The sequence below is a fragment of the Vibrio sp. 2-1-2a genome (genome assembly GCF_032648565.1).
Taxonomy (GTDB): domain Bacteria; phylum Pseudomonadota; class Gammaproteobacteria; order Enterobacterales; family Vibrionaceae; genus Vibrio; species Vibrio diabolicus.
Window position 1 is genome coordinate 168,484 of the sequence record NZ_WBOH01000006.1, and the last position, 19,411, is coordinate 187,894.

Genomic DNA, 19,411 nt, shown 5'->3' on the forward strand with positions numbered 1-19,411 from the left:
GTGGATAATTTTTAGTGTTTCTATTGGCTAAAACAATAGTTTGAATTGCCAGTCACAGCGCAAAGATGTCGCAAGTGCAATTTAACGATTATATACCCCTTGATCCAATGAGATTATTATCCTTAACGATAAAAGCCATACCAAGCATCTCGATATGGCTATCGTTAAAACTGATGTATATACCCAAATGACTTCAAGAAGGAGGCTTCGGTGACACGCCCTTGACGGGCGAGTTGATTTGGCTCACATACACTGTGAACGATTTTTGATTTAGCACGAGTAGAACTTCAAGTCGTTGTCTCGTCTGTAAAACAAATCATTCAATCCCGTGTAGCTCTTTCCAGTTTCCTGGATGAACCACGTAGCCGAATAGAGCATGCCCACCATAAACCAATTCGGTTCCTTCCGGGATCCACAACATTTGACCTGGGTGCACAAAATGTGTCTCACCATTTGCGGTCAGCTCGAAACAACCTTCAATCACAAAAATAACCTCATCATAAAGCACCGTCCAAGCCACTTGAGCGCCTTCCCATTTAGCAAAGCCTACGCCAATGTTTGGTGAAATTTCCGGGCTTAACGCTCGGGCTACGTACGCCATTCCCGGCGTATCACCACGAACATTAAAATCTAGGTTTTTACTATCAACGAGTTTGACTTGCTTCATAATTCACTCCGGCTTTGCCATTTTGCTAATTGGATACGCGTTTTTACTCCCATGCCTAAAAAAGGCTCTGGCGGATTCAAACAAGGCATTCCTGTCACTTGCTGTATGTCATCCAATGATTTAGATGTCGCACCAACGACATAGTCAGCTAACAGCGTTCCAGAAATGGTTCCCCACGCAGCACCAACACCATTGTCACAAGCGCTGGCATAAACACCTTCATTTAATTGACCAAAAAAGTTAGTAAAGTTACGAGAGATGGCATATACCCCACCCCATGTGTGAGTAAATGGTACGTCGGCCAGCTCGGGGTAACGCGCCAAAAAGACTTGACGATGATCGTCTCGGATTTGCTCTCTGACTTTATCGTTCATGCTTGAGCCATACTTCGGCACGTGTTTGTAAGTATTGCGGATCAAAATACGTCGATCAGCGGTCATACGTAACGTCGTTCCCGCATGATCAGCTGGGGTTAGGCCCCAATTCAGCTCACCTCCGTATCGTTGCATTTCTGCGTCGGTCAATGGACGCGTCCAGCTTGCAAACGTCATCACTGGCAGTAATCTGTTTTTAAGGTAACCAAACTCCCGAGTAAAAATGCTGGTGCCAAGTAACAGTTCAGTGGTTTCAACAGAACCACTATCTCCATGTAATACCCAGTAACCGTTTTCTTTACTGAGTTTGCGGATTGGCGAGTTTTCTAACACCTCGACATTCTCTGGAAGGCTTTCCCCTAGCCCACGCACCAGAGCAGCAGGTTGCATTAAATAACCACCTGGCGTGTAAATTGCGCGGCTGTAGTAATTTGTCCCTAAGACTTTCGCCAGCTCACTGCCATTAACATGGAAGTATGGTTCGCCAAGGTCTTTCATTAGGTGCTCAAAGTGATCGAGATACGCTTCACCGCGCGCCCCTACGGCTCCTTGATATTTGCCCTTTGCTGACCATTGACAAGAAATACTGTGCTTCGACACTAAAGTGTCTAGCTGAGCAATCGCAGAACGGTTGAGCGATAATAACTTTTGTTTGTGCTCAGGATCGGGATGCTCAAGTGAAAACTTATGGGGCAAATCGATCACAAAGCCCGAATTTCTCCCTGACGCCCCTTGGCCGATACGTTGTGCGTCAATCAGTATAATTCGTGCGTTAGGCTGAAGTTCAGCTAAACGTCTTGCCATAGCTAGTCCAGCGAAACCGGCACCTAGCACGGCATAGTCAGCAGTTTGTTTACCTTTTAACGCTGGTTTTTCTGCAATACTTGGCAACGCATGGTACCAACCACATGTTGCATCATCATTGGGTAAATGAATCATCTTCTTTCTCCGTTACGCTGCTGAAAGTTTCAATGACAATTGATCTAGCCAAGGACTACGTAATGACTGTACTTTTCTTCCTAGCAACGCAAAGCCAAGCATCGTTCCCTCAGGAGAATAAAACGCAGCGGTCAATTCATCTGCCTGACTCTCGATATACCATTGTCCCAGTTCGTTCGGGGCAACCGGGAAAATAGTGAGTGGAAGAATCGGCGTTTTTACAATCACAGGAGTTGGCGTTAACGAGATTGACGCGACATCGCCTAGCAAGCTTTTCGCTACGGAAGGAATCATTTGATTAATCGGCGCAATATACGGCTGCCAACCTTGCTCGGTTTCAACACAGTCGCCTAGCGAGTAAATATTCTCATCACTCGTCTGGCCGAATTGATTCACTTTAATGCCGCGGCTCACTTCTAGCCCTGCTTGCTCAGCCAGCGATACATTTGGCTTGAGTCCAACCGCGCTTAGCACTAGGTCTGCTTCAATTTGCTTGCCACTGTTTAGATGCAAAACCGCGCTTGATTCGGACATTGGCTCGATTCTGGCGATACTGTCTTGTAGAGCCCATTGCACGCCTCGATCTGCAAGTGCACTTTGTAATGATTCACCCAACTGTTGCGGGATCAAACGCTCCATTGGCCATTGACCTAACCCGATAACTGTCACTTCATAACCGCTTTCGATCAGGTCATTCGCGAACTCACAGCCAATTAAGCCATCGCCGAGGATTGCGATGCGCTTTTTGTTCTGTAGCTGAATTCTGAAACGGCGGTAATCAACTAAGTCGTTCACACTCATAACACAAGAGCGATCTCCCTCAATTGGGATTTCAATCGGTGATGCACCTGTTGCCAGTACCAAGCGGCTATAGGCGTATTTGCCGATAGAGGTGTGTAGCGTTGAATTGGCACGATCGATATGCTCAACGCGGGTATGCGGGTAAACGCGGATATTGAGACGACTTTCCCACTCCAACGCGCTTTCACTTTGTAGCGCGTCGCCGTCTTTATTCATGACCAGTGCATTAGACAAGGCAGGCTTGCTGTACAGTGCGCCATCATCAGCGGTAAAGACAGTGATCGGAACCGTTTCAGATTGCGCTCTAAGTGCCGCTGCCAACTGGTAACCACTGTGGCCACTACCGATGATAACAATAGGGTCAGCTGAAAATATAGGCTGAGTGACTTCAGATGGAAGTGGCTGAGTCGCATTTGGCTGAACAGACGATCCTACCGACACCGAAGACACTGCCGCGACCTCTTCTACTGGCTCATCGTCGGTGATTTCGATCATTTCAAAATCGGCCTTACCCACTAAACAGTCGGGGCATAACCAATCATCCGGCACATCTTCCCATGCTGTTCCTGGTGCAATGCCATCGGATGGCCAACCTTGTGCTTCATCATAGATTAAGCCGCAAATAATACAGAGCCACTTTCTCATCACTTTTACTCCAACTACCTTGTTCAGAATTTCCGTGTTTACAAACCGCTGTCAGATTTGTAGCGATTCCATCAACCTCGCCCTAGCTTGTGGTCTGAAATCCAAGCCGGTGCGAGGTGATGAAAATCAAGTTACACGGTAGCTATACGTTGCTGTCTTGCTGCAAACGAATGGCAATATTGCGTGTCTGGACATAGCTATAAATCGCTTCTTGTCCTTTTTCTCGCCCAAAACCGGACAAGCCCACGCCACCAAATGGTGTTTCGATACCACCAGCAAACCATTCATTGATGAACACTTGCCCACCACGCAGTTGCTGCGCCACACGCAATGTTTGGTTTAGGCTTTCACCAAAGACACCAGCAACCAGGCCAAAATCGGTGCCATTCGCGATCTCGATTGCTTCTTGCTCAGTTTCAAACGGTGTAATCACCAATACAGGACCAAACACTTCTTCTTGTGCAATGCGCATATCTGGCGTGGCTTCAATCACTGTTGGTGCCACAAAGTAACCCGATAGATCAGGTGCATAGCCACCCGTTAGGATATTCGCGCCGTCGGCTTTTGCTTGTTCTATCATTTCAAGCACGCGTGCTTGTTGATCAGCAGATACCAACGGTGTGATGTCCGGCTGGCTTTCGCCTTGGCCAATGGTTAGGCTTTTTGCCATTTCCACTACTGCCGCTTTTACTTCTTCATAACGCTCTTTTTGAATCAGCAAACGAGACATTGCCGAACACACTTGACCAGCGTTAAAGAAAATACCGACCTGAACGCTTTTCAAAAGTGTTTCGAGGTTCGCATCTTTCAGCGCGATAGCAGCCGATTTACCACCCAGCTCCATCACCGATGGAGTAGCGCGTTGCGCTGAATCTTGCAGGATGCGTTGGCCGGTTGGAACGGAACCCGTAAAGACAATTTGATCGACCTCTTGGTGCTGCACCAAATGACTGCCAACGACTGAGCCTTTACCGCATAGAAGGTTAATCGTACCTTTCGGGAAGCCCGCTTTTTCAATCGCTTGAATCAACAGCGTCATGGCAAGTGGGGAAATCTCTGGCGATTTGATCACTACTGCGTTACCTGCGGCTAATGCAGGTGCCAATGAGCGTGCACAAATAGAGACAGGGAAATTCCACGGCACAATCTGCACTGACACGCCAAACGGCACATATTGAGTGAAGTCGACATAGTCTTTACCCAACGGAATTGACGTGCCTTCCAGCTTGTCGGCCATGCCTGCGTAGTATTCAAAGTAACGTGCCGACTCTAAAAACTCATCTTTGGCATCTTGCAAAGATTTCCCATTTTCACGACAGGCAACTAACCCACCTTCATCAACCATTTCACGAATAGCTGCGGCGGCTTTTAACATCCACTCGGTTCTGACGGCTGGACGAACGTCCGAAAGAAGGCCTTGATTGACCACTCGGCGTGCCGCTGCCATTGCGCGATCGGCATCGGTGATAGTGGCTTCTGCAATCGTCGCATACGCTTCGGCTGTGCCAGGGTTCATGACGGTCAGCGCTTGCTCTGAATCGCACCACTCACCATCAATATAATTAAGGTAATGCATCATATTACTGCTCCAGTGCCGCTTTCACTTGCTTTGCCAACCAGGTTTGGAAGAAATGCGTCGGAACATCCATTTCTGGTGAGAACACGCCACCACTAAAGCCAGGGGAGTAACGACCTTCCTGCATACCTTCGACCGCTCCAATATCTTCGCCGAATACGACTCGCCACGACTCAACGGTAGCGGTACGACACGCAGCAAACTCATCTTTCGTTGCTTCATCACCCACATAGAAAACACGTAGGTGCTCAACACTCTTATTCGCAGTGATTGGTTCAATCATCATTGCAAAGGCATGATCGGCTTGAATACCAAGCAACACGTTTGGAAAGAGTGCAACGTATTCTGCATGACGCAGTTTATCTTCTGGCCAGCTTGGAAATTTAGGTAAGTGTGTTCCTGCTGTATCAGAAAGGTTGTACGCGAGACTACCTTGACCAGCAAAGCGCTCTGCAAACATGATGTTGTAGTGATCCTCTAGGCGAGAATAACTGTTCAAACTCGGATGCACCCAAGGTAAGTGGTAAGCCTCGCAGTAGTTTTCTACGGCAAGCTTCCAGTTACTTTTCACTTCGATCTCTAAGTTGCCACCCATGTTCACGCGGCGAAGAAGCCCTAACCCATCTTCACCTAAGAACTGCTGCCAACGTTGCTCTAGCGGCGCGATATGATCTTCAAAGCTTTCTGCATTGCCCGATAAGTTAACGAATACCATGTCCATCCAAACGGCTGAACGAAGTGGCTTAAGGCCGTGTTTTTCACACTTAAATCGATCATCTTTGTGTTTTGCGATACCACCAATGTGTGGTGTGCCTTTTAGATTGCCATCAAGATCGTACGTCCATGAATGGTAAGGACAGCGAATCATGCCTTGAACTTCGCCTGCTTCATGCACCAGCTTCATACCTCGGTGGCTACACACGTTGTGGAAGACTTGGACTTCACCTTGACGATTTCTCATCATGAGTAGTGGAAGATTCATGAAATCAAGTGGCATCACATAACCATTTTTAAGCAGGTCTGATGCAAAACCAATGCATACCCAAGTGTTACCAAACACCTGATCACGCTCAAAGGTAAAATACTCTTCGCTGGTGTAGGCCTGATTCGGCATTCCTGTTGCTTCACTGATTGGGTTCAGTACATTATCAACAAGTTCAACAGGAATAATGGTTTGGTTGACATTGCTCATATTCTTATCTCCGAGAGTCGAGTTGCATCCAGTGCGTACAACATCGTGTTGTGTTAGTGGGGATGATTTTGATTAACAACCCAGCAACAAACAAACGACTTTTTCGCCGGGTTTGGATGAGTTTTTATCATTCGTGCATTGATCTCAAACAACAAAATAACCTTTTAATTAACAAGGTTCTTCTTGTCATGATTAATACTCATTAACCGATGAGTATTAATCAGTTGAAACACAAAAGCCCTCTCTCTACTCTCTTTCAAAAATTAACAATAACGCAACAAACAATAACGCTAAAACAAAAGCACTGTGAGGGATGCCTATGAGAGCAACATCTGGGATATTGAAAGGACTCAATCCGACTGTGACTATCGCATCAAAGATCGTCGTTATCGGTTTTGTACTTTTCTGCGCCATTCTCGCCAACCAAGCGGGCCAATACTTCGAAACGATTTCCGGCATTTTGTTACAGAATATGAAGTGGTTTTACATCGGACTTGTTTCACTCGTTGTCGGTTTTCTTCTTTATCTTATGGTTAGTCGATATGGACATATTCGTTTGAGTAAAGATGACGAAAAACCAGAGTTTAGTTATTTGTCTTGGGTATCCATGCTTTTTTCCGGAGGCATGGGGATAGGCTTAATTTTCTGGTCGGTCGCCGAACCGATGTGGCATTACGCTGACAACCCATTTACTCAAGGCCTGACCAATGAAGCCGCAACAACATCAATGAAACTGACATTCTTTCACTGGGGTCTACATCCTTGGTCTGTCTTTATTATTGTTGCACTCGCATTAGCCTACTTTTCCTACCGTAAAGATCTGCCTTTTACCCTACGCTCTATCTTGTACCCTTTGATTGGCGATCGTATTTATGGGCCTATCGGGCACACGGTTGATATCCTAACAGTCGCGGTGACTGCTTTCGGTATCTCTCAAACCTTGGGGATGGGAGTTATCCAAATAAACTCTGGTTTGAATCAAGCCTTTGGTCTAGACATTAGTTTGGGGATTCAACTCTTTATTATCGTTTCCCTTTGTACTTGTGCGGTTGCATCGGTGCTATCTGGTGTAGGGAAAGGTATTCGCCGTTTATCAGAATGGAACATGCTGCTTTCACTCGCACTCGTGCTAGTCGTACTTTACATTGGCCCAACTCGCTATATCTTAAATACGCTACTTGAAAGCACGGGGCTTTATGCACAAAACATTATCGGTATGAGCTTATGGAGCGATGCACAGAATGACTCTGGCTGGCAAAACTGGTGGACGGCTTATTACTGGCCTTGGTGGATGACTTGGGCCCCTTTCGTTGGCATGTTTGTAGCTCGTATCTCTAAAGGACGCACAATACGTGAGCTTATCGGCGGTGCTCTCATCGTACCCACGCTGATCACCTTTTTATGGATTTCAGTATTTGGTGGTGCAGCGTTGAAGGTAGAGCAAGACGCTCGTGTTGCTCATCAAGAGCAAGTCACTACGGCACAAGAAGCTAAACAAACACCACCTGCGGATTTTTCTGGCGGCCCGATTCTTGAAGCGACTAAAGCCGATACGACACGCGCTTTGTTTACGCTATTCGACAACCTAGATACAGGTATGTTTGGTAAACTCCTTAGCGTGCTTGCGTGTTTATTACTCGGTACTTATTTCATTACCTCCGCTGACTCAGGTACCTTAGTTCTATGTACCCTCGATGCCGCTGGACACAGTGAGCCTCCTACGTCTATACGCGTATTGTGGGGAATCATGATCGCTGCCATTGCGGGAGTGCTTCTATATGCAGGAGGGTTAAAAGCAATGCAAACGGCCTCCATTATTGCCGGTTTCCCTATCGCGATTTTTATCGCGGTGATGAGCTTAACGCTGTTCCATAGTATTCGACGCGAACCTAAGCCATGGGCAATGCTTCCTGAGCATGTTCACCCAGAGCAAGAGAAACTTGATGGTCCTGTTGAACCGCTTGTTGAAAGCAAAACTGTGGCTTCCGAGCCTATCGCTTCAACATCCTCGCTGAAAGATGATTCCACACTTAATCAGGGACCAGTACTAAGTTAGTGCGTCGTTTCATCAATCAATTAAAAAAGCGGGAACTGATATTCCCGCTTTTTTAACATTACCAAACTCTGTTATTTTCTCTGCTTATTGATTTAAGCTAAGCCTCGATCACCCACCTCATCTGGCAACTGATGCAAAAGCCATTCTCTAAAACGTTTGACGCTGGCTGGGATTAAACCTCTATTTTTAGGTTCAAGCATAGAAAAATTGGAAGGTGTTGAAAGAACATGCTCGACTGGCCTAACCAAAGCGCCGCTTTGTAAATAGTCGTCCACTAATGAGCCCCAGGCTAACGCGATGCCCTGACCATTAATAGCCGCTTGTAACAGCATTGGATAGTTATTAATGTTCATGCGATTACGAGGCGAAATATTTGGCAATCCAACACTCGCAAACCACTGCTCCCAATTCACCCAATCTCTTTGAGACTCTTCCAGATAGAGTAACGTTTTATTGAAGATTTCTTCTGGCTCACTAGGCTGGCCTATTTTCTCTAAATAAAGCGGGCTACACACAGGGAATACTTCTTCTGAAAATAGCGTTGTCACATCCATTTCCGCAGGTGGAGTGCGACAATAAAACAAGGCGATATCGCAATCTAATCGGCGTAAGTCCAACACATTATCTGAGGCCAATATCCTTATATCGATGTCATCATGTTCATTTTGAAATTGAGCAACCTTAGGCAACAACCACAAGGCTGCCATTGCATTTGTCGTCGCAACCGTGATCTTTTGTTCGCCCTGCCATTTCTTCACTTCACCCGTGATTTGAGCAATATCGAGCAAAGATTGACTGACAGCTTGATAATATTGAAGACCTGTAGGCGTTAAGTTAATGCTTCGGTTGGCTCGCGTGAACATAGCCTTGCCTAAGTATTCTTCTAATTGTCTAATTTGGCGACTGATAGCACCTTGAGTCACGTTTAGCTCGTCAGCGGCTAACGTAAAACTCAAGTGCCGCGCCGACGCTTCAAACGCAACGAGGCTATTTAAAGGTGGGAGGGGTTTGATTTTCATGTATCTTCCAGTAAGGCAGTATTGTAATTATTTTTATTCCCGGCAATCTTATGTTGCACGTGGATAATGCCATTCTGGACAACACCTCAAAAACGACAATTTATAAATGATAAAAAATAGAGATGAATCATAAATTGTTGTGAGAGAGGCAACCGTATACAGTTTCGTGGCTACAAAGAGCACAAAATAGGGAGCAAACGCTCCCTTTTTAGTTATCAGCATATAGATGCTCTATGCCCGTTTTAATCATTAAGGTGGTATACCCTCAACGACTGTTGCATGCCGAAAACATCATCACCTAAATACTCAACCGTCATTGGAACGTTGGTCAGCAGAGTAAAACTGGAGTCACTGAACCTTCCATCAACATCACTCTCCAAATGAACAAAAAACGCAGGCTTATCCGCAACCAATGTAATTTGGCTACCCTCAATCGAGACATCAATATTGGCTTTCGCTATCGGCAAGGTTTTTAGCTCGTGAGTACTAAACCATGTGTTGCTTATTCTGTCTTCACCGATTTGCGCTTCAACATAGAGGAAGCCTGACGTAAGTTCATCCTTCTCAATCGATTCATCCAATTGCCACAAAATCGTATTGCTGTCTGCTATGACCGTTTGTTCTAAGCCCCAACATTGCTTTTCTTCCCCTTGCCAATCTACCCACTTGAGCAGTGCGTTGACGCTTGCGGGCTCTTTGGCATCATTGAGCAAATGCAGGCTCAACTTGCCTGTATGCTCGGAAAATACCAAATACTGCGGCGCAAAAAAGCGTTTTGCATGGTAGTGCAACTGCTTCCAACGACCACTGTATTCCAAGCTAGACCAAGAACTGACAGGCCAGTTGTCGTTGAGTTGCCAGTACAGCATGCCGCGACAAACTGGAGAAATGGCACGCCAATGATCGCACGCAGTTTTGATCGCGATTGCCTGCTGAACTTGGCTTAAATACAGCATGTTCTCGAATCCAGAGGGAAAACGGAAATAACGCGTGAACATCTCTGTGATGATACTGTTACCACGAGGATTCTTCTGATGTTGTTCAAAGGTTAGGGACGTGATATTCCAATCTTGCTCCGGGACAAACTGCTTAACTTCTGCAAAAGATGGCCAAGATTGAAAACCAAACTCAGAGCAAAAACGAGGATTCACGTCAAGGTAGGCATTGAATGATTTTCCTGAGTGCCAAACGTCCCAAAAGTGCATATCACCTTTACTATCATCATGCCACGCGTCACCGAAATCCAGTTCACCATTACACGGGGAACTTGGCCAGAAACGACGAACGCTATCTTGTTCGGTAATCACCTGCTCAATCATGCGGTTGAGGCGATCGTAGTTAACCGTGTATTTGACTTTGTTGTGCTTGGATTCTTCATACCAACCAATGGCACCAATCACTTCATTATCACCACACCAAAGTGCTATTGATGGGTGCTCCTTAAGCCTCGAGATTTGGTATCGAAGCTCATCTTCGACCTCTTTTAAGAAGTCATTATCAGATGGGTACAGTGAACATGCGAACATCATGTCTTGCCATACTAACAAGCCTAGCTCATCACACAGATTGTAAAAGATCTCGCTCTCGTACTGACCTCCGCCCCACACACGTATCATATTCATGTTAGCATCAACCGCACTTTGCAAAAGGTTGCGATAACGTGTTTCGCATTCTCGCCCCGGCATTGCGTCAACAGGGATCCAGTTGGCACCTTTGGCATTAATTGGTACGCCATTGACGATGAATTCCATCGCAGAGCCATGTTCATCAGCTTGGTTATTTAGGGTTAACTGACGCAAACCAACGTTGCGCGTTAACTTTTGCTCTATGCAAGAAATGGTAATGGGGTAAAGATAAGCTTCGCCATAACCCGATGGCCACCAGCGTTGAGGCTCCGAAATGTGGAACTGGCAATGATAGTGACCACTTCCGTTTGTTTGAATGCATTGACGCTCGCCATTAAATTCAACCATCATTTCATGGCGTTGACTGTCCGTTTCCACTTCAACTAATACATCAAGAAACACACTCTCATCGGCTTGCCATTGCTGCTCTGTCGAGAAGCCTTTGAGCCAAAGCTCATTCACAATGTCGATTTGAATGGGGTCGTAAATACCCGATACCATCAAGCAAATGCCCCAGTCCCATCCGGAATGGCATTGTGTTTTGCGGATCAAGTTCATGTGTGGAATTTGGTTGTTGCCCATTGCCGATGGAATAGGAAATGGTAGTTTTTTTGCTCTTGCGATACCTTCTAAATCCACCCGAGAAAACTCAACCTGAATCGTGTTAGTACCTTGCTTTAAATGCGGTTTAATATCCACACGTTGCTGGGTAAACATGTTGCTGCAAGTTAGTGCTAACTCACCATTAACATAGAAAGTTGCCAAGGTATCGACACGAGTTAGCGTCATCCACACTTGCTTGGCAGACAACGTAAACGCGTCGACTTCAAACTCACGCGAGATATGCCACTCACACTCTTCAATCCAACGAACTTTGTTTTCATTATCGGCAAAATAAGGATCCGGAATGCGCTCTGCTTGTAAAAGCGCCGAAATATTATCGCCCGGAATAGACATTGGAATTTCAATATCGGGACGCTGTGGCGAGGTAAGTAACCACTGTCCATTAAGTTCGAAGTGAGCCATTGAGTAAACCTCAGTTTGGAGAAAAAACATGCTTTCTCAATGTAATCCTGAGTAATCCATGCAAAAACAAGGGAAATGTTATTTACATACGAAATGCGGTGCACTTCACGTAAAAACACTTTCCTTTGATCTCTACCCAAAAATCAGCAACTTGGCTAACCTGTTAAAAATTAATCGAAATCTAAGGTTATATTTGCAACTTCGACATGTTAACATCATCGGCTTTTTGAACATCCTCACACTTTTCGTCGAAACGATGTGAGGGGAAATGCACGGCTTCATAGCCCTAAAAAGCGAAGTAATTATGTCAAATATGACGAATGCCGCCTCCCACACAGCGCCTATTCAGGATGCTGACTATTCTGCGATTCATCCCCCATCTCTGCTCAAGCGCCTCGAACTCACCAATCCTGTCTTTTGGTTAAGTGGTAGCTTCCTCACTCTATTCGTTTTACTTGCCCTAACGAATACCGACTCTCTAACCGCAATGGTTAACACCGGCTTCGGCTTTGCTACTAAATATTTCGGAGCTTACTGGCAAGTACTGCTTCTTCTGAATTTCCTTATTGGTTTGGCTCTTGCGTTTGGTCGCACTGGTTATGTGCGTCTAGGTGGTCTAGCGAAACCTGATATTGATAACTTTAAATGGTTGTCAATTGTACTCTGTACCCTACTTGCAGGTGGTGGTGTGTTCTGGGCCGCTGCTGAGCCTATCGCGCACTTTGTGACTGCCCCACCTTTATACGGTGAAGCCTCTCCGAAAACTGCCGCAATCAATGCTCTATCTCAGTCTTTTATGCACTGGGGCTTCTTAGCTTGGGCGATCCTTGGTGGTCTATCTTCCATTGTCTTAATGCACTTGCATTACGATAAAGGCCTGCCTCTTAAGCCGCGTACTCTGCTTTACCCTGTGTTTGGCGATAAAGCCATTAAAGGCTGGATTGGTGATGTTGCTGACGCATGTAGCATTATTGCCGTAGCAGCAGGAACCATCGGTCCTATCGGCTTCTTAGGTTTACAAATTAGCTACGCGCTAAACTCATTGTTTGGCCTGCCAGATACGTTCGTAACTCAAAGCATGGTTATCATGGCAGCGATCCTGATGTATACCCTTTCCGCACTAAGCGGTTTGAGCAAAGGTATTCAAATCGTCAGTCGTTACAACATTATTTTGTCTGTGCTGTTAATTGGTTACATCCTGTTCTTTGGACCGACAAGCTTTATTGTTGATGGCTATGTACAAGGCGTTGGTCGCATGGTAGATAACTTCTTCCCAATGGCGCTTTACCGTGGTGATACGGGCTGGCTAAGCTGGTGGACAGTATTCTTCTGGGGTTGGTTTATCGGTTATGGCCCAATGATGGCGATCTTTATTGCTCGTATCTCTCGTGGTCGTACAATTCGCCAGCTGATCATGTCTATTAGCATCGCAGCACCGCTGATTACTTGCTTCTGGTTTAGTATTGTTGGCGGCAGTGGCCTTGCGTTTGAGCTTGATAACCCTGGCTTGATTTCATCTGCGTTTGAAGGCTTTAACTTGCCTGCAGCACTGCTAGCGATTACCGGTGAATTACCTTACCCAATGATCATTTCGGTTCTGTTCCTGATCTTAACGACAACATTTATCGTGACGACAGGTGACTCGATGACTTACACAATCAGTGTGGTAATGACGGGCTCTACGGAACCAAACGCAGTGATTCGCTCATTCTGGGGCTTGATGATGGGTATTGTCGCTATTGCGCTTATATCAATGGGCTCTGGTGGTATTTCTGCATTGCAGTCTTTCATTGTAATTACCGCCGTACCTGTGTCTTTCATTTTGCTGCCAAGCATTTGGAAAGCGCCTGGCATAGCAAGTAAAATGGCAAAAGAGCAAGGACTAGTTTAAACCGCCTCTCTAACCAATATGCGAAAAAGAGCCCTTCATTGGGCTCTTTTTAATTCTGCACTTTATCCTACGCTATCAATGCGAATCATCACTGCATCTGGACGCCAATACTCGAATTCGCAGTCCATTAATTTGCCATCTTGTTTGTAGTTTACTCGACGAATTTTCAGAACCGGCTGTCCTTCAGCCAAGTTCAACGCTTTAGCGACATGAGCAGGTGCTGACGTTGGAATCACATCAAAACGAGAGCGCTTTGTCTCGTAGCCATACTTCTCACGATAAATACCCGTCAGTGACATGATGAGGTTCTCGGACAATATACCTTCAAACAGTGCTGATTTGAGTATATTTTCAACAAACAATACCGCTCGCCCATCAATAAAACGTAACCGTTCAATCACATAAATTGGGGTAATTCGCTCAACCTCTAACGATTTTGCATACTCACCTGCGGCCATTTCACTTCGCACGTTGAGTAACTTGGTTTCTGCAATACGATGCTGCTCTCTAATCATTTGATGGAAGTGAGAACGAGACAACGGGTTGTAACAGATCCGCTCTGGAGATACGTACCAGCCACGACGCTCTTCTCGGTAGATCAGACCTTCAGTTTCTAAAGACACCAATGCATCTTTGATAGTGATTCGAGTCGTAGAAAATAGTTCACTGAGCTCTCTTTCTGATGGCAATTTTTGTCCTTCCGACATGATGCCGGAAAGAATCTGCTGCTTTAAGCTGCTTCTAATTTTTCCTAATTGGGTACCAAATTGTCCGGTGCCTGTCGCTCTCATTCTGATCTAGTCCAACGATAATTTGATGAACAACATAAGGCGTGTAAGTAACAAAAATATGACATTAATCAACAGAACACATATTGAGCGTATGAAATATAAGTGCCATAGAAATTCATAAAAACTGTCAAATTACTTGCTCTAAATCGTCACATTCCATCCATAGCATACAAAGCGAACTTACTGACCTAGTCCAGAAGGATGGAGACAATGAAAACTTTGCTAAGTCGTTCAATTACTGCACCAGCGGCAATCATCGCGGTAACGCTCGCAGCACCAACAGTAGCGAAAGAAGCCGATATTGAGTCATTGGTTACCGCAGCACAAAAAGAAGGGGCGGTTTACAGTGTAGGTATGCCTGACAGTTGGGCGAACTGGAAAGACACTTGGGCTGATTTAAAGTCAAATTACAACCTTAAGCACCAAGACACGGATATGAGCTCGGCTCAAGAAATCGCAAAATTCGAAGCTGAGAAGAAAAACGCGACCGCAGACATTGGTGACGTAGGCTTTGCCTTCGCACGTGTAGCGGTTAAAAAAGGCGTCACTCAACCATACAAACCAACAACTTGGAATGACATTCCAGATTGGGCAAAAGACGAAGATGGTCATTGGGCACTTGCTTACACTGGCACTATTTCTTTTATCTCCAACAATAACCTCGTAAAAGACGCGCCAAAAACGTGGGATGACCTATTAAAAGGCGACTACAAAGTGACCGTAGGTGACGTCGGCGTAGCAGCACAGGCAAACAACGCGGTTCTCGCCGCAGCGTTCGCCAACGGTGGGGACGAATCCAACCTCAAGCCTGCGCTCAAGTTCTTTTCTGAACTCGCGAAGCAAGGTCGTCTTTCATTTACCGATCCGAACATCGCCAACTTAGAAAAAGGCGAAGTTGAAGTGGCGATCATGTGGGACTTCAATGCGTTGAACTATCGCGACAAAATTGACCGCGACCGCTTTACAGTGAGCATTCCTCAAGATGGCTCTGTGATTTCTGGTTATACAACCATAATCAATAAATATGCGAAGAACCCTAATGCAGCAAAGCTTGCTCGTGAATACATCTTCAGCGATCAAGGGCAAATCAACTTAGCAGAAGGTTATGCGCGTCCAATCCGCACCAACATCACACTGCCTCAAGCAGTGCAAGACAAGCTAATTGCTAACGACCAATACAGCAATGTTCACCCAGTGACTGACTTCTCAGCTTGGGAAAAGTCCGCGCGTAAGCTGCCACGTCAATGGCAAGAAAGTGTCTTAATCCACCAGCAATAAGAGTAAGTCGTTATGAGCAATAAGGTCATCCTTGTTGTTCTAGATGGACTGAACTATCAGGTAGCCCGTGATTGCATGGGCTACCTCAATGGTCTTCTAGAACAAAGTCGCTCCCAACAAGAAACTCGCGCAACGCTTTATCCTGTGCAATGTGAGCTGCCCTCTATGTCTCGCCCACTTTATGAGTGCATTTTAACGGGCGTTCACCCTGTAGAAAGCGGCATCGTAAACAACAATATCGTTCGTCTATCCAAACACGATTCCATTTTCAGTTTGGCAAAAGCCCAAGGCAAAGTGACCGCTGCGGCTGCCTACCACTGGGTAAGTGAGCTTTATAATCGCGCGCCATTTGAACCTGTTCGCGATCGTTTCACGCATGATGAAACTCTGAATATCCAGCACGGCTGCTTTTACCATTGGGATCATTATCCTGATGAAGCCTTGTTCCTGGACGCAGAGTATTTACGTCGAAACTATCAACCTGATTTCTTACTGATCCACCCCATGAATATCGACGATACAGGACATAAATTTGGCCTAGACTCTCGCCAATACCGCAATTGTGCGCGAGGTGCAGACATTATTCTTTCCAACTACATCAAACAATGGCTTGCTGATGGGTATCAAATCATTGTGACCAGCGATCATGGCATGAACAACGATCTTTCTCACGGTGGGATTTTACCTGAAGAGCGAGAAGTTCCCCTGTTTGTCATTGGTGATAAGTTTACCCATCAAGATTGTCATATTAAGCAAACTGATATTTGTGGCACCGTTTGTCAATTGCTAAACCTTGACCACACCAAGCCATACACTCAGGAATTGTTAGCACTATGAGCAGTTCTGTCCTCTCCCCAAGCTCTAGCGAATCACGCTCAAATTTGGCAAGTACTTGGTTAAAGCGCTTTAAGCCAGCCGTTTGGTTGGCGCCTTTCGCGCTGTTTTTCTACCTATTTCAACTTGCACCTATGATTTGGGTATTGTTAAACAGCTTTATCTACGATGACGAGCTTGCCTTAGATAACTACATTGAAGTGCTCGACTCCGCCTTTATGATGCAGGCGTTTGGCAACAGCTTGTGGTTAGCTGTGTGGTCGAGCATTTTTGGCTTAGCCATTGCGACTTTGTTGGTCTCTTCTCTACGCAGAGTCGATTCTAAAGTCCGCGACGGTGTGATTGCGTTTACGAACATGAGCAGCAACTTTGCAGGCGTACCTCTGTCATTCGCTTTTATTATTATTTTAGGCACCAATGGGGCAATTACCCTTTTGCTCAAGCAGTATGGCTTACTCGGTGATTTCGACCTTTATGGTAAATGGGGCCTGCTGGCCATTTACATCTACTTCCAAATCCCGCTGGCGGTGTTGTTGCTCTACCCTGCGTTCGACGCGTTGAGTGATGATTGGCAAGCAGCTGCTGCGCTATTGGGAGCCAAAACATCGCAGTATTGGGCGAAAGTCGCTCTGCCAGTGCTCTCACCAGCCTTATTCGGTACCTTTATTATCTTAATAGCCAACGCGATTGGCGCATATGCGAGTGTTTATGCGTTGACCTCCGGTAACTATAACGTCATCACAATTCGAATCGCGAGTCTGGTATCGGGAGATCTGTTCCTTGAACCTAATCTCGCCGCTGCGATTTCGGTGATTCTAATGGCGTTACTTGCCTTTATCACAGTGATTAACCAATGGCTCATTTCGAAAAGCTATGCAGGTAGGAAGTAGTCATGCACAACGTTAATACACGATTCCATAAAACAGTGGTTTATTCCATTGTTGGGATCATGCTCATCCCGATTTTAGCGACCTTTGTCTATTCGCTTTCATCACGCTGGGGCGCCACGGTACTTCCGGATGGTTTCACTTTTAATTGGTACGTTAAATTGCTGACCGACCCACGTTTTTTGCAAGCATTTGGGCGTTCGCTGTTTATTTGTATTGCTTCGCTAACCCTCAGTGTGATTCTGGTTCTGCCAGCGATATTCGTGGTGTTTTACTACTTCCCGAAGCTCGATAAGCTCATGAACGTATTGATTTTGCTACCATTCGCTGTACCACCAGTGGTGTCGTCCGTCGGCTTGCTTCAACTTTATGCTGACAGTGAAATATCTCTTATCGGTACCCCTTGGATTTTAATAGGCACTTACTTCACCATCGCGTTACCGTTCATGTATCGTGCGATTTCCAATAGCTTCGAAGCTATTAACCTCAATGATTTAATGGACGCGGCACACTTACTAGGGGCAAGCACAACCAAAGCGTTCTTGATGGTCATTTTACCTAACCTCAAGAAAGGGCTGATGGCATCGCTTTTCCTTTCATTTTCATTTCTGTTGGGAGAGTTTGTGTTCGCCAATATTTTAGTTGGCACACGTTATGAAACCCTGCAAATCTACTTGTATAACATGCGCCAGACGAGCGGCCACTTTACGTCTGCCTTAGTGATGACCTACTTCCTATTTATTTTTTTCCTGACTTGGTTGGCAAGTCGTTTCAGCCGAGGAGTCAAACAATGAGCTACGTAACAGCGAAAAATCTGACTAAACGTTTTGGTGATAACACCGTATTTGAGGACATTCACTTTAACATCGAGCAAGGTGAATTCATTACGCTTTTGGGCCCTAGCGGTTGTGGTAAATCGACGCTACTTCGCAGCCTTGCAGGGCTTAACCCTGTCGATGGCGGCGAGATTTGGGTAAACGGAGAAGATATCACGCATCAAGTCCCGCAAGAGCGTGGTATTGGGATGGTCTTTCAATCGTATGCGCTGTTTCCCAATATGACCATTGAAGGCAACATTGCATTTGGCTTAAAAATGAAAAAGCTTGCGAATGATGATATTCGACGTGAAGTAGCTAAAGTAATCAAACTGGTGGATCTGGCAGGTAAAGAAAAACATTATCCGCATCAACTTTCTGGCGGTCAGCGCCAGCGTGTCGCACTCGCCCGAGCGTTGGTGGTGAAACCTCGCATATTATTGCTTGATGAGCCACTTTCTGCGCTTGATGCCAAAATCCGCAAACATCTTCGTCAGCAAATCCGAGGTATTCAGAAAGAGATGAATCTCACCACTATCTTCGTAACTCATGACCAAGAAGAGGCGATGATTATGTCTGATCGTATCTTCCTAATGAGTAAAGGGGAAATTGTTCAAGCAGGAACACCTGAAGAAATTTATACTCATCCTGCTAACGAGTTTGTGGCCGGTTTCATGGGACACTACAACCTTGTAGAAGCCAATAAAGCCAAGCAACTCTTCAACATTGATACCGAATGGAAAGTAGCGATTCGCCCAGAGTCTATATATGTAAAAGAGCAAGGTCGTCAATATGATAGCCACATCTCAGCGCCACAAGTAGGTACGATCACCAACCACCAGCTTCTAGGTAATGTTATTCGCTATCAAGTGAACGTTGAAGAGTGTGAGCTCACTGTTGACTTACTTAACCGCTCTTCAGAACGCTTACTAGCGAATGGCAGCCAACTAGAGCTACTCTTTAACCTAAACGAAATACAACCAGTGAGAGCCTAA

At 45.6% G+C, this 19,411-nt stretch carries 15 protein-coding genes and 1 pseudogene; 7 read left to right on the forward strand and 9 right to left on the reverse strand.

Going from position 1 to position 19,411, the window contains the following annotated elements; all coding sequences use genetic code 11:
• Positions 1-316: 316 nt before the first annotated feature.
• The 6 genes and pseudogenes from F7Y48_RS17155 to F7Y48_RS17180 form a co-directional block, all read right to left on the reverse strand.
• A complete protein-coding gene (locus tag F7Y48_RS17155; RefSeq protein ID WP_025768531.1) occupies positions 317-667 on the reverse strand; it encodes an ethanolamine utilization protein EutQ in 351 nt (116 codons plus the stop codon).
• Positions 664-1,980, reverse strand: a complete 1,317-nt coding sequence (locus F7Y48_RS17160) for an FAD-binding oxidoreductase (protein ID WP_316685119.1) — start codon at positions 1,978-1,980, stop codon at positions 664-666. The genes F7Y48_RS17155 and F7Y48_RS17160 overlap by 4 nt, the downstream gene beginning before the upstream one ends.
• A 12-nt stretch (positions 1,981-1,992) precedes the next feature.
• Positions 1,993-3,276 carry an NAD(P)/FAD-dependent oxidoreductase gene (locus F7Y48_RS17165; RefSeq protein WP_316685207.1) on the reverse strand — a complete coding sequence of 428 codons (1,284 nt, stop codon included), beginning with the start codon at positions 3,274-3,276 and terminating at the stop codon, positions 1,993-1,995.
• Positions 3,265-3,426 (reverse strand): annotated as a pseudogene (locus F7Y48_RS17170) (rubredoxin); the annotation flags it as partial. The pseudogene F7Y48_RS17170 and the gene F7Y48_RS17165, both read right to left, overlap by 12 nt.
• Before the next feature lie 142 nt (positions 3,427-3,568).
• The gene (locus F7Y48_RS17175; protein ID WP_046873799.1) at positions 3,569-5,005 is read right to left on the reverse strand and encodes an aldehyde dehydrogenase family protein; all 1,437 of its coding nucleotides are present in this window, start codon (positions 5,003-5,005) and stop codon (positions 3,569-3,571) included.
• Position 5,006: 1 nt separating this feature from the next.
• Positions 5,007-6,194 (reverse strand): aromatic ring-hydroxylating oxygenase subunit alpha, encoded by a 1,188-nt coding sequence (locus F7Y48_RS17180; RefSeq protein ID WP_005392447.1) that lies wholly within the window; start codon positions 6,192-6,194, stop codon positions 5,007-5,009.
• A gap of 319 nt (positions 6,195-6,513) precedes the next feature.
• On the opposite strand from F7Y48_RS17180, the gene F7Y48_RS17185 reads away from it, so the two are divergent.
• The gene (locus tag F7Y48_RS17185) at positions 6,514-8,250 is read left to right on the forward strand and encodes a BCCT family transporter (protein ID WP_258504836.1); all 1,737 of its coding nucleotides are present in this window, start codon (positions 6,514-6,516) and stop codon (positions 8,248-8,250) included.
• A 92-nt stretch (positions 8,251-8,342) separates the two neighbouring features.
• On the opposite strand, the gene F7Y48_RS17190 is transcribed toward F7Y48_RS17185, so the two are convergent.
• Together F7Y48_RS17190 and F7Y48_RS17195 are read right to left on the reverse strand one after the other, a co-directional pair.
• A complete protein-coding gene (locus F7Y48_RS17190) occupies positions 8,343-9,269 on the reverse strand; it encodes a LysR substrate-binding domain-containing protein (protein WP_005392445.1) in 927 nt (308 codons plus the stop codon).
• 242 nt (positions 9,270-9,511) lie between these two features.
• Complete coding sequence (locus F7Y48_RS17195) at positions 9,512-11,920, reverse strand: beta-mannosidase (protein ID WP_316685120.1); 2,409 nt, start codon at positions 11,918-11,920, stop codon at positions 9,512-9,514.
• Positions 11,921-12,224: 304 nt separating this feature from the next.
• On the opposite strand from F7Y48_RS17195, the gene F7Y48_RS17200 reads away from it, so the two are divergent.
• A complete protein-coding gene (locus F7Y48_RS17200) occupies positions 12,225-13,811 on the forward strand; it encodes a BCCT family transporter (protein ID WP_005392697.1) in 1,587 nt (528 codons plus the stop codon).
• 62 nt (positions 13,812-13,873) lie between these two features.
• On the opposite strand, the gene F7Y48_RS17205 is transcribed toward F7Y48_RS17200, so the two are convergent.
• Complete coding sequence (locus F7Y48_RS17205) at positions 13,874-14,602, reverse strand: UTRA domain-containing protein (protein ID WP_053808071.1); 729 nt, start codon at positions 14,600-14,602, stop codon at positions 13,874-13,876.
• A gap of 210 nt (positions 14,603-14,812) precedes the next feature.
• Here F7Y48_RS17205 and F7Y48_RS17210 point away from each other — a divergent pair, with 210 nt between their 5' ends.
• Genes F7Y48_RS17210 through F7Y48_RS17230 form a run of 5 tightly spaced genes read left to right on the forward strand, consistent with a single transcriptional unit; the run spans position 14,813 to position 19,411 of the window.
• Positions 14,813-15,880: an ABC transporter substrate-binding protein gene (locus F7Y48_RS17210; protein WP_005392695.1), complete on the forward strand. Its 1,068-nt coding sequence runs from the start codon at positions 14,813-14,815 to the stop codon at positions 15,878-15,880.
• A gap of 12 nt (positions 15,881-15,892) precedes the next feature.
• Complete coding sequence (locus F7Y48_RS17215; RefSeq protein ID WP_316685122.1) at positions 15,893-16,717, forward strand: alkaline phosphatase family protein; 825 nt, start codon at positions 15,893-15,895, stop codon at positions 16,715-16,717.
• Positions 16,714-17,604: an ABC transporter permease gene (locus tag F7Y48_RS17220; RefSeq protein ID WP_316685123.1), complete on the forward strand. Its 891-nt coding sequence runs from the start codon at positions 16,714-16,716 to the stop codon at positions 17,602-17,604. The genes F7Y48_RS17215 and F7Y48_RS17220 overlap by 4 nt, the downstream gene beginning before the upstream one ends.
• Positions 17,605-17,606: 2 nt before the next feature.
• Positions 17,607-18,395, forward strand: coding sequence for an ABC transporter permease (locus F7Y48_RS17225; RefSeq protein ID WP_316685124.1), 789 nt, complete (start codon positions 17,607-17,609; stop codon positions 18,393-18,395).
• Positions 18,392-19,411: an ABC transporter ATP-binding protein gene (locus F7Y48_RS17230; protein WP_316685125.1), complete on the forward strand. Its 1,020-nt coding sequence runs from the start codon at positions 18,392-18,394 to the stop codon at positions 19,409-19,411. The genes F7Y48_RS17225 and F7Y48_RS17230 overlap by 4 nt, the downstream gene beginning before the upstream one ends.